The organism is Microcoleus sp. EPA2 (assembly GCA_020882975.1).
GTDB lineage: Bacteria > Cyanobacteriota > Cyanobacteriia > Cyanobacteriales > Microcoleaceae > Microcoleus.
This window is the reverse complement of sequence record JAHRFD010000001.1, coordinates 1-12,535: the sequence shown is the minus strand read 5'-3', so window position 1 is coordinate 12,535 and position 12,535 is coordinate 1. Positions and strand designations below refer to the sequence as shown.

The 12,535-nt window shown below is 44.1% G+C and carries 8 protein-coding genes; 5 read left to right on the top strand and 3 right to left on the bottom strand.

The window, feature by feature from the left end:
• Positions 1 to 19 precede the first annotated feature (19 nt).
• Positions 20 to 1,777, bottom strand: coding sequence for an arginine--tRNA ligase (argS, locus tag AAFP14_RS00040; protein ID WP_341730305.1), 1,758 nt, complete (start codon positions 1,775 to 1,777; stop codon positions 20 to 22).
• Positions 1,778 to 2,020: 243 nt separating this feature from the next.
• On the opposite strand from argS, the gene AAFP14_RS00035 reads away from it, so the two are divergent.
• The 3 genes from AAFP14_RS00035 (at position 2,021) to AAFP14_RS00025 (ending at position 8,491) form a co-directional block, all read left to right on the top strand.
• Positions 2,021 to 2,416, top strand: a complete 396-nt coding sequence (locus AAFP14_RS00035) for a hypothetical protein (protein ID WP_341730304.1) — start codon at positions 2,021 to 2,023, stop codon at positions 2,414 to 2,416.
• Between the two features lie 482 nt (positions 2,417 to 2,898).
• Entirely contained in the window at positions 2,899 to 4,293 is a 1,395-nt protein-coding gene (locus tag AAFP14_RS00030) for a malic enzyme-like NAD(P)-binding protein (protein ID WP_341730303.1), read from the top strand.
• 328 nt (positions 4,294 to 4,621) lie between these two features.
• Complete coding sequence (locus AAFP14_RS00025) at positions 4,622 to 8,491, top strand: PAS domain S-box protein (protein WP_341730302.1); 3,870 nt, start codon at positions 4,622 to 4,624, stop codon at positions 8,489 to 8,491.
• 87 nt (positions 8,492 to 8,578) lie between these two features.
• Here AAFP14_RS00025 and AAFP14_RS00020 read toward each other — a convergent pair whose 3' ends face one another.
• A complete protein-coding gene (locus AAFP14_RS00020) occupies positions 8,579 to 9,922 on the bottom strand; it encodes a methyl-accepting chemotaxis protein (protein ID WP_341730301.1) in 1,344 nt (447 codons plus the stop codon).
• A 199-nt stretch (positions 9,923 to 10,121) separates the two neighbouring features.
• Here AAFP14_RS00020 and AAFP14_RS00015 point away from each other — a divergent pair, with 199 nt between their 5' ends.
• Positions 10,122 to 10,346: a hypothetical protein gene (locus AAFP14_RS00015; protein ID WP_341730300.1), complete on the top strand. Its 225-nt coding sequence runs from the start codon at positions 10,122 to 10,124 to the stop codon at positions 10,344 to 10,346.
• Between the two features lie 358 nt (positions 10,347 to 10,704).
• On the opposite strand, the gene ilvC is transcribed toward AAFP14_RS00015, so the two are convergent.
• On the bottom strand, positions 10,705 to 11,700 hold the full coding sequence (gene ilvC, locus AAFP14_RS00010; protein WP_341730299.1) for a ketol-acid reductoisomerase: 996 nt from the start codon (positions 11,698 to 11,700) through the stop codon (positions 10,705 to 10,707).
• Positions 11,701 to 11,924: 224 nt separating this feature from the next.
• On the opposite strand from ilvC, the gene gloA2 reads away from it, so the two are divergent.
• Positions 11,925 to 12,311 carry an SMU1112c/YaeR family gloxylase I-like metalloprotein gene (gene gloA2 / locus AAFP14_RS00005; protein ID WP_341730298.1) on the top strand — a complete coding sequence of 129 codons (387 nt, stop codon included), beginning with the start codon at positions 11,925 to 11,927 and terminating at the stop codon, positions 12,309 to 12,311.
• Positions 12,312 to 12,535 lie beyond the last annotated feature (224 nt).

Sequence of the window (12,535 nt, the reverse complement as noted above, 5' to 3'; positions counted from 1 at the left end):
TTTCACAAGAGTTAAAAACTTACATCCTTTCTAACACTTGAATCCCCAACAATCCTAAGCCTAACTGCAAAGTCCGCGCCGTCAAATCGCACAAAACTAACCGCGAACTCCTCAATGGTTCCTCAGCCTTCAACACGGGACATTGCTCAAAGAATTGATTGAATTTTTGACTCAATTCAAACAAATACTGACAAATCCGATTCGGCAATAAATCGCCGCCAACAGCATTTACAACTTCATTCAACTGCAATAAATGCTTGGCTAATACCAACTCTGCATCCGACTCTAAAATTACTTTCGCACCAGCATCTAAGTTATCAAAATCAATCCCACCTTTGCGACGAATTCCCTGCACGCGCACGTAAGCATACAGCATATAAGGTGCTGTATTTCCTTGCAAAGCGAGCATTTTGTCGTAACTAAAGACATAGTTACTTGCCCGGTTTTGACTTAAGTCGGCGTACTTAACTGCACTCAAGCCAACTACTTGAGAGACGTGAGTAATAAACTCTTCTGTTTCTTGTCTTTTCTCATCTTCCAATCTTGTTTCTAAATCTGCACGGGTGCGCACGATCGCCTCATCGAGCAAATCCTGCAACCGCACTGCATCCCCAGAACGAGTTTTGAGTCTTTTGCCATCCTCTCCGCATACCAAACCAAAGGGAACATGGACAATCTCGACATCTTCGGGAATCCAATTGGCTTTTCTGGCTACTGCAAATACTTGAGCAAAATGGTTGGCTTGTCCTGAATCGGTGACATAAATTATGCGTTTTGCACCGTCTTCTTGGATGCGGTAGCGGATTGCTGCTAAATCGGTGGTGGCGTAGTTGTAGCCGCCGTCGCTTTTTTGGACAATTAGCGGCAGTGGTTCTCCTTCTTTATTGGTGAAACCGTCTACAAACACGCATTTTGCACCGTCACTTTCTACTAGCAAACCGAGACTGGTTAAATCCTCGACTACTGCGGGTAATAACGGGTTGTAAAACGATTCGCCACGTTCGGTTAATTTGATATCGAGTAAGTTGTAGATTACTTGGAATTCGCGGCGGGATTGATCGCATAGCAATTTCCAAGCGCGACGGGTATCTTCGGCACCGGATTGCAGTTTTACTACTTCTTGTCTGGCGGTTTCTTTGAAGGTTTCATCGGCATCAAATCGCTGTTTTGCTTGGCGGTAAAATGCCACTAAATCTCCTAAATCTAGGGAGTCAGCAGTTGTTAATGCTTCGGGGTGAACTTCGCGCAAATAGGCGATGAGCATTCCGAATTGGGTGCCCCAGTCGCCGATGTGGTTGATTCTGATGACGTCATGGCCGAGAAATTCGAGGATGCGGGCGATCGCATCGCCGATAATAGTCGATCGCAGGTGCCCGACGTGCATTTCTTTGGCGATGTTGGGGCTCGAAAAGTCGATCGCCACTTTTTGAGGTGTTTCTGTGGGTGCGATTCCCAAACGGGAGTCGATCGCCATCGCCCTAACTTGCGCTTCCAAATAAGCCGGTTTGAGTTTTAAATTGATAAAACCAGGGCCAGCAATTTCTGGGGTTTCGCAGATGTCGGCGATGTCGAGGTTTTCGATGATGGTTTGGGCGATCGCCCGTGGTGGCTTTCCTAACTTTTTCCCCAAACTCATCGCCGCATTGCACTGAAAATCCCCAAAGTTGGGATTGCTTGCTGCTGTCAGCATCGGATCGGTACCTGCTAGATTTTCCCCGAATGCTGTGGTGAATGCTTTGTCAAATCTTGCTTTTAACTGGGATGTGGTTGAGAACATACTGTATAAGTAGAGCCAAAATTAGGAATATTTTTACTTTTCTGGGGCGTTAGTCTGGGGATGTCAATTATTCGCCGTGATAACACATAACTGATTTTATCACAGTTGCGAACGCTACACAAATCCTCAAAAATCACATTTAGTTGATGATCTCGATCGCGATCGAATTTAATTAAATCTATTAAATTAAGGTATGTTAAAATTTTTTCAATCCTCCTAAAGATCCTACCAAAGGAAGTTGCCATGTTATCTCAACCTATTTTTGGCGATCGTTCTCTGACTCAAGCCTTTTATCAAGCTGTAATCGATCGCTTCGATGACCCTTTGAGTCTCTCGACTCAAGCACTATTACGCGAGTGTACCCTCGGCTTCGCACCCAGTCCCGAAGGAGTCAAAACTTTTTTCGTGATCGCGCCTAACCTGGAAGCAGCCGAGCAACTGATTAACAAAATGGAAAGTATTTTAGAGCGAGTTGCCGAACTTATGGCTGGAGTCGGACAAGTTGCTCTCTGTGTCAAGCCCGCCGACAGCGCAGCCCTAGAAACTGTGGATCGACAAAACTTAGAAAAAGTTCCCACTGATTGTCTAGCTTGTAAATTCTTTTCTATTTTGTGTGACTGTGAAACAGCCGATCGCTAAAATCTACAATTAGCAACCAGCACTTAAGCTGTATTGCATTTCTCTTCAAAGCCCAAACGTGCAGGTAATTCGATCGTTATCAAAAGTTGTGTTCGGCGGCGCAGGAACTGTTATCAATAAAATGCCAGCTTGTCAGTCGATCTGAATATTACCTGCCGGCTCAAATAGCGGTGCATCTATAGCAAGCTTCTCGACAGTTAGGAAATTTTGGCATCGCTCTAGTCATTGATTTTATTCGTTCTTCACATCTTTGTGTTTCCTGGTTCGCTACTTTGGCCATCAAAAAGCGGCATACATTCCCCAAGCGTCTCGCATCAAAAGACAGCAACAGGAATTCATAGCTACTTAGGGAAAACCCGATCGCCACCAGCAAACAGAGATTAAAAATTTATGTTTGAAGTTTAAATTATTAAATTTTTGAGATAAAGTTAGTAATTCCATCTAAAATCGAAATTCTGAAATCTCAAATCTTTAATTCAGCCATGAGCGTAAAACTGACACCGAATCCTAGCTTTAGTTTGACAATTCGCGTTTCTCTGCCAAACCAGCCGGGAATGCTAGCCGGCGTCACCAGCGCGATCGGCTCTGTTGGCGGCAACTTTGGCCAAATTGACTTAATCGAGCAAACCCGCGCCACTACAACTCGCGATATCACTGTCGATGCTTCGAGCACCGAACACAGCGAAGAAATAGTCCAAGCCGTGAAAGCACTGCCCAATATCAAAGTGCTCGATGTATACGATCGCACCTTCAACTTGCACCGCGGTGGCAAAATCCGAGTAGAAAGCAAAATTTCCCTCAAACGCCAGTCCGATTTGGCAATGGCATATACCCCTGGAGTTGGCCGCATCTGTACGGCGATCGCCAATGACCCCCAGCAAGTTTACAACCTGACAATCAAACAAAATACTGTGGCGATTGTTACCGATGGTAGCGCAGTTTTGGGACTGGGAAACCTCGGCCCGATGGCTGCACTGCCAGTCATGGAAGGCAAAGCCATGCTATTTAAAGAATTTGCAGGAATTGATGCCTTTCCTATCTGCTTGAATACCCAAGATACTGAAGAAATTATTCGGACAGTTCAGAATATCGCCCCTGTGTTTGGCGGCGTTAACCTCGAAGATATTTCCTCACCTCGCTGTTTTGAAATCGAAGCAAGATTGCGGGAAACTCTAGATATCCCGATTTTTCATGACGACCAACATGGCACTGCTATTGTGAGTTTGGCCGCCTTAATTAATAGCCTAAAATTAGTACAAAAATCGATGTCCGAAGTGTGCATTGTGATTAACGGAGCCGGTGCCGCTGGAGTGGCGATCGCCCGCTTGTTACGCAAAGCAGGTGCCGAAAACATCATCATGTGCGACTCCAAAGGTGTCCTCTCCAAAGACCGTACAGACATGAACCCAGAAAAACTAGAGTTTGCCGTGGCTTCGGGCGGGACCTTGGAAGATGCGATCGCCGGTGCCGATGTGTTTTTAGGAGTCAGCGCCCCCGGAGTTTTGACCCGCTCCATGGTGCGTTCCATGGCCGAGAATCCGATTGTGTTTGCCATGGCAAATCCGATTCCCGAAATTCAACCAGAACTAATCATGGATGATGTGGCGATCGTGGCAACTGGGCGTAGCGATTACCCGAATCAAATTAACAATGTTTTGGCATTTCCGGGCATATTCCGAGGTGCTTTGGACTGCAAAGCGGCCACGATTACCACCAATATGTATTTGGAAGCAGCTTATGCGATCGCCTCTTTAGTCAGCCCTTCCAAGCTGAACAAAGAATACATTATACCCTCTGTATTTGACGATCGAGTTGCCACTGCTGTCGCTAGTGCAGTGCAGTTGGCAGCACGAGCCGAAGGCATAGCCCGCGATTAATTACACCTAGTGATTGGTTATTAGTTATTGGCTAAGTCGAAGGGCATGGCATCGCCAATAACTAACAACCAAAAACCAAAAACAAACAACCAATAATATAAAATCCTCTCTTCATCGTCCTGTATTAAACTCTCTCTTCTCTTGCTTCGCGTACTTCGCGCCTTCGCGGTTAAATCATTCCGATACAACCGGAATTGATATAACCAATAACAAACAACCAATAACCAATAACCAATAACTACTGACTGCTGAAATGGTGATAAAAATCACAAGATAAAAAAAATATAAAAGTAGATTATAATTAGTTAGCCCCTCCCCCACAGGTCAGATGCCAAGCCAGCTAGGAGAAGACCGGAGCGATCCCTGCCACCGTAAATTATTAGAAATCAGTCCCATGGGGCTTGCCTTGTGTCGGATGAACGGGACTTTTTTGGACGTAAATCCAGCCTTTGCAGCAATTATTGGCCACACAGTTGAAACAACTCTCACCCTCAACTACTGGGCAGTTTTGCACACAGAATGTAGAACCCAAGACAAAAAAGAGCCAGAAAATCAGCTCCACCATAACTGCACAGACCACTGTGCAGCAGCATACCAGCACAAAGACGGTCATCTCGTACCTGTGCGCGTTTCCCAGTGGACAGTAGAAATAGAGGGAGAGTCTGGGCTATGGCTGACTGCTGAAAAAATTGGCAACGAGGGGGTTCAAAACAGTATCTTACTCTCGGCATCCCTGTCGCAGCCAAGCAATTTCAATCTAGAAAACTTACTAGCTCAGCGAACTACGGAACTGGTAAAAACTCAGGAACAACTTCAACAAACAATCGCGGAACTTGAACAAACTCAAGCTAACTTGCGTCTCCACAGTCAAATTATCGACCAAATTCGAGAAGCGGTGATTTGTACAGATATGGAGGGTTTCATCACCAGTTGGAATCAAGCATCCCAAAGGTTATACGGCTATCAAGAAAGTGAAGTATTAGGAAAGCATATTTCTCTCATTTACCCACCAGAACAACAGCAGATTTTGTTGAAAAAAGTAATCGACCTGCTCCAAAAAAAAGGTGAGTATCAAACAGAAGTTATAACACGTCGTAAATCAGGAGAAGTTTTTTATTCTCACCTGGTGCTTTCGCTATTGAAAGACCACAGGGGAGAAGTTATAGGAATGATTGGCTATTTAACAGATATTAGCGATCGCAAAGCTTTAGAACAAGAATTAGCCGTGCGACAAGCACGATTTGATGCTTTTTTCAAGGATGCGCCCGCAGGACTTTGCATTTTGGACGATGGACTGCGATTCGTACAAATCAATAAAATGTTAGCAGAAATGAACGATGCCAGCCCAGCCGACCACATCGGCAAGACTGTGCATGAAATCATACCAGATATCGCTCCCATCGTCGAGCCTTTATACCAGCAAATTTTGAGGACAAAAGAACCCGTACTCAATGTCGAACTCAGCGCGGAAACAGTGAGACAGCCCGGAGTAATGGCACACATCGTCGCCTCTTACTTTCCCCTACTAGATGCAGGTGACGAGGCGATCGGCATTGGCGCAGTAGTTATTGAAATTACCGCTCGCAAACAAGCCGAAGAAGCCTTACGACAAAGCGAACAACTCTACCGCACTATGGCAAGCAATTTTCCTAACGGTGCGGTGATGCTATTTGATACAGAATTGCGTTATACCCTTGTAGAAGGGAAAGAATTAGCAGCAGTTGGTCTTTCTAAAGAGTTGATGGAAGGCAAGACAATTTGGGAAATATTTCCTCCAGAATTCTGCGCTGGTGTGGAGCCAAATTATCGGGCTGCACTAGCGGGAGAAACAGTTGTTACAGAATTTAGTTACAGCGATCGCACTTACCTAGCCTATACTTTGCCAGTCAGAAACGAACGGCAAGAAATCACCGGCGGATTGCTGATGACTCAAAACATTACTGACAGTCAATTAGCCGAGGAAGCACTCCGGCAAAGCGAGGAAAAATATAGGTGCATTGTAGAGACAGCCGACGAAGGAATTTGGATGATTGATGCCGAGAGTAAAACTACTTTTGTCAACCAAAAAATGGCTGATATGCTTGGCTGCACCACCGAGGAAATGATGCAACAGCCGTTATTTACTTTCATGGATGAAGAAGGTATTGCCATCTCTCAAGCAAATCTAGAACGCCGTCGTCAAGGCATCCGCGAACAACATGATTTCAAGTTCCGTCGCCGAGATGGCAGTGATTTGTGGGCGATAGTTTCTAGTAATCCCATGCTAGATCAACAGGGAAACTATCTCGGCGCTTTGGGAATGATTGCCGACATTACCGATCGCAAAAAAGCAGAAGCAGCATTGCAGCAGTCAGAAGCTAAATTTCGCTCGCTTTACGAATTAACCAGCTTGGCTGTTTTAATGTTAGATGAAAATGGGATTCGTGATGTCAATAATGCCACCCTAGAACTATTTGGAGCCACGGGAAAAGAGCAGTTTGTAGGTAAGAATTATGGTCAATTTTCGCCACCTTTCCAACCGAACGGTAGAGACTCTTTGAGTATGGCTAATGAAATGATAGCCATCGCCTTTGAACGTCGCCATAACCGTTTTGATTGGCTCCACCAGCGTTTAGACGGTAAGGATTTTCCGGCAGAAGTCGTGCTGACAATCATCCAAGTTGGCAAAAAAACAATGATCCAAGCAGTAGTCCAAGATTTGAGCGATCGCAAATTTGCCGAAGAAGTGTTACTGCGATCGGAACAAACACTCCGACAGCAAGCTCGACGCGAACAACTGCTAAACCAAATTGCTAGCCAAATTCGCAATTCTTTAGAATTAGAGACTATTTTAGAAACTTCCGTAGCAGAAATTCGCCATCTCATGCAGCTAGATTGGTGCATTTTTGCTTGGTATCGCTCCCAGGAAAATTCGGCAGTGTGGGAAGTAACTTGTGAAGCCAAAAATCCGGCATTATTGAGCTTTTTGGGTGCGTGTTTTGTGGACGAAAACTCTAGTATTTTAGCCCAGCATATTGGGCAGATGAAAACTTTGCAAATTAATAATATTAGCAGTTTGCCCAATAGAGAAATAGGCGAAATTCATCAAACATTTGGAGTCATTTCCATGCTAGTGCTGCCAATTCAAACTACTGCCGGCGATATTGGGGCCATTGGCTGCTATCAAGCTGGGGAAATGCGAAATTGGAACGATTCTGAGGTGGAACTGATGCAAGGAGTGGCTGCTCAAATTGCGATCGCGATCGATCATGCCGAACTTTACACCCAAACCCGCACTGCCGCCAAATTAGCTCAAGCTCAAGCTGTACAGTTAGAAGAAACTTTGCACCAACTCCAGCGCACCCAATCTCAGTTAATTCAGAGTGAAAAAATGTCGAGTTTGGGACAGTTGGTAGCAGGTGTCGCCCACGAAATTAACAACCCCGTAAATTTCATCTACGGTAATCTTACTTACGCCAGCGAATACACTCAAAACTTGCTGAAACTAATCGAAATTTATCAACAGGAATACCCGGACCCTACCACAGCAATTTTAGATGAAATAGAAACCATCGAACTTGATTATATTCTTGAAGACTTCCCTAAAATCATCTCATCCATGAAACTAGGAGCCGATCGCATTCGGGATATAGTTTTAAGTTTGCGTACTTTCTCCCGACTTGACGAAGCCGAAATGAAAAAAGTGGACATTCACGAAGGGATAGAAAGCACGTTGATGATTTTGCAAAACCGCATCAAAAATAAACCCGATCGCCCTCCTATTAATGTGATTAAACAATACGGAGATTTACCCAAAGTAGAGTGCTATCCTGGTCAGTTAAATCAAGTATTTATGAATTTGTTGAGTAATGCCATCGATGCCATAGAAATGGAGGTGGAAAAATCCGCTACGGAGGGCAGAAGTCGGGCAAATACAGCCAAAAATCTCGAAATTACGATTCGCACAGAAGTAACCGAAAATAACTGCGTGGCGATTCGGATTAGGGATAGTGGCCCTGGTATCAGCGAAGATGTGAAGAAGCACTTATTCGATCCATTTTTTACCACTAAACCAGTGGGTAAGGGAACTGGTTTAGGTTTAGCAATTTCCATGTCAATTATCGCCGAAAAACACGGTGGCGAGCTTTTTTGCAATTCTGTATTGGGAGAAGGTTGCGAATTTGCGATCGAGATTCCTCTGCGACAAAAAAGAGATTAAGCAGCGATACAAATTGTGTCGGTAATTAAATTGCGATCGCACTTTTTGACCTGCTTAGTCTAAACCCGAATAACCAACAACCAATAACTAAAAATACTGTTTGAGATTTTGGGCCGCTTGGTTAAGATTTTGAGTGGTAAATTTGGTGTGAGCAACACCACTGGATGTTTGTGTGGAACCTTGATTAATTTGTCTCATTGCTTCCACTACTTGCTCCACTGCTAATGCTTGTTGCTGTGCAGTCAAAGAAATTTGTTGAGTGCTAACTGCAATGTTGTTGATGGCATTTGCTACATCGCTGAAGGCTTTTGCTGTACCTTGAGCTAGCTGCATTCCTTCATCTACGGTTTGCGTGCCTTCTGATGTTACTTTCGCTGTACTATTGATCGCTTTTTGAATATCCGTGACGAGGTTGTTGATGTTTTCCGCTGATTCTTTGCTGCGATCGGCTAACAATCTAATTTCTCCCGCAATCACTGCAAAACCTCTACCGTTTTCGCCGGCGCGGACGGCCTCTACTGCTGCATTTAGGGCTAGCATATTCGTTTGGCTGGCAAATTCACTGACTAAATATGCAATATTTGCAATTTGTTTAGTTTGGGCGTTTAATTGGAGAATTTGGGCTGCGATCGCTTCTACTTTTTCTTTTAATAGAGTCATTCCTTCTAAAGTACGGATTACTGCTTCAGTTCCTCCTTCAGCTAAATTTAATGCTTTAAGTGCTCCGGTTACTGCTGATTCTGCTTGCTCCGCCGTAGTTTTGGAGGATGCCCCCAACTCTTCCATTGTCACACTGGTTTGATTGACTGCGGCTGACTGCTGAGTGGCAATGGCTTCTTGCTGTTCGACTGTAGCAACAATTTCCACGGCAGAATCGGCGATCGCCACGGCTGTTAGATCGATAATTTTGACAATTTTAGAGGCGATCACAAAACCCAGCCTCAAAGAAGTCAATGCAGACAAAGCAGTACCGATGACAATGATAGTAAACAGCCACGTAGTCTCTTCTTGTTCTGCTTTGTAGGCTGCGTCTAACAAGGCTTGTTGTTCTGCCAGCAGCCGTTCTTGTGCTGATTCAATTTCTTTTGATCTCAGGGAACTTGTGAGATTTTTAGCTGATAAATTATCCCCTTTTTTTAACAAATCAAACACTTTTCTTGAATTAAAATCCAGGTTTTGTATTTGCGATTTGACCAGTTTAAATTCCTCTTTTTCATGAGGAGTAGTCAGCAAGTTTTCTAATTCTGATGAGGAAATTAAATAAGTATTCCATCCTGCTTCATAGCTGGTTATGTAGCTTGGATCTTCGGGAAACAGCACGGCTCCCCTGACATTTCTGAGCATTCTAGAGAAACCACTGTTTAAACGTTCGGCGCTGATAATGGTATTTTGAGAACGCCTGACAGTTGCTGACAAGTTTTCTCTCCGCATTGCCATCTTATATGTAAATAAGCTTAATACTATCAAAGAAATAATTGGTACAAGGTATCCAATCAGGATCGAGTTTCTCAGTTTTAACTTAGAAAACATAATTTTTAACTGGGTAGGCACACCCTAGTGATATTTTCTGGCTGTTAAAGGGCAAAATATAGATATCAAGCACTTTGAAAAAGTCTACTCCAAAATTGCTATGGCTAAAAGAAACTTCATCCCGCTGTTACTATTGGTAACAGCACTGTTTATCATCTACGGTGACAGTTGGACTTTTCTCCCCAAACCTGCAAGGGATGCCAGCGTGACCAGTCGAAAATTCGTAGTTGGGTTATGGCCATCATGGCTGAAACCCAAGGATTTCAACCAGCAAAGACAACGGGATATTGAGCAAATACAAAAAAGTCCTAGTCCCAACCGTTGATGACAAAACAGGATTTATTTTCAGCCGCATTCAGGGAAAAATCCTTACGAAGGAAGGGAGCAGAGGGATTGGGGCTAGGTTATTGGTTATTCGTTAGTTGTTAGTTGTTAGTTGTTATTATAATAACTAACCAATCACAAATCATCGATCGCAAATAACCCCTAATAACTAACTAATAACCCCTAACCTATAGCCTTTGGAGTGAAAGATGAGGTAGGAGCGAGAATTGGTAATAGGTAATTGGTAATTGGTAATTCCCTATACCCTTCCCCCCTGGGGGGGGTTCCCCATTACCCATTACCCATTACCCATTACCCACCTAACTGAGAAAAGCTATATACCCCTAATCTTTCACATTTTAGTGCTTTTTCAACCAGCTAAACATGGCGCGCAAATCTTTGCCTACTTCTTCAATAGGATGTTCTGCTTCCTGACGGCGCATAGAAGTAAATCCTGGTTTGCCGGCTTGGTTTTCCAGAACAAATTCGCGGGCAAATTGACCAGATTGAATTTCACTGAGAATTTTCCGCATTTCAGCGCGGGTTTGATCGGTGACGATGCGGGGACCACGAGTCAAGTCGCCGTATTCTGCTGTGTTGGAGATGCTATCGCGCATTTTGGCAAGTCCTCCTTCCACTACTAAGTCAACAATCAGTTTGACTTCATGCAAGCATTCAAAATAAGCTAATTCTGGTTGGTATCCGGCGTCAACTAAGGTTTCAAATCCAGCTTTGATCAGGGCGCTTAAACCACCGCACAAAACTACTTGTTCGCCAAAAAGATCGGTTTCGGTTTCTTCGCGGAAGCTGGTTTCGAGGATGCCTGCTCTGGTGCCGCCGATACCTTTAGCATAGGCCATTGCCCGATCGCGCGCTTGACCAGAAGCATCTTGATAGATAGCAAACAAGCTAGGAACACCTTCTCCCTGTTCGTAAGTCCGTCGCACCAAGTGTCCGGGGCCTTTGGGAGCAACCATCACTACGTCTACATCGGCTGGGGGCACAACTTGACCGAAGTGAATGTTAAAACCGTGGGCAAAGGCGAGAACTTTTCCGGCGGAAAGATGGGGTTCAATGTGTTCTTTGTAAACGGTTTTTTGTACTTCATCTGGCAACAAAATCATGATGAAGTCAGCGGCGGCTGCTGCTTTGTCTACGGGGTGAACCGTTAAACCCGCTGCTGTGGCTTTGGCTGCCGATTTGCTACCGGGATACAAGCCGACAATCACGTTCATGCCACTGTCTTTGAGGTTGAGGGCGTGGGCGTGTCCTTGGGAGCCGTAACCGACAATCGCAATGGTTTTGTTGGCTAATAGGTCTAGGTTAGCGTCGGTGTCGTAATACATACGGGCCATAGTAGTTGTCTCCTGCGGTAAAAATATTGTTATTGACTGCAAACCTTTAATCTTATCAAAATTCGTACCTATTTATATAAAAATTTATGGATTAAAATTTATAGTATAGAAAATAAAAGGCGATCGCTCTTAATTTGCCAGCGGTTACGTCGCAGGTTGTTAAGGTCAAATATAATGGTAAATGCTGGGGTATCTTAAACAGGCGATCGGCTAATTTTTTAACTATGAAAATCACGGGAATACATCATGTGGCGATTATTTGCTCTGATTACCAAGCCTCCAAGAAATTTTATGTAGAAGTATTGGGATGTTCCATCATCCAAGAAACCTTCCGAGCCGAGAGGAATTCCTACAAGCTAGATTTGCAATTGGGCAACGGCGGGGCGATCGAGCTTTTTTCCTTTTCTCATCCTCCGGCAAGGGTGAACAATCCTGAAGCTTGCGGTTTAAGGCATTTAGCTTTCGCAGTTGAGGATATCAAACAATCAATTGCTGATTTAAAATCTCACAATATCGATGTGGAAGAAATTCGCATCGACGAGATTACAGGAAAGCGGTTTACCTTTTTTCGGGACCCCGATAATTTACCATTAGAAATCTATGAAATTTAGAGCGATGGGGGCGATCGCCAGGAGCATCCCGATTTGGTAAGGGCTATAGCCCATGCTAATATATTTGCAAAACACAGATGCACCCCCGATCGCTCTTGTTACCAAAAAATTGGGTCTAAAGCCCCGTCCTTCTAGGACGGCTTTAATTTCCACTTATTGCAAATAATTGTTAAATATACGTATTTTGTAACTAAAAGCTTTCGCAAAAGTGATAAGATTTTGTC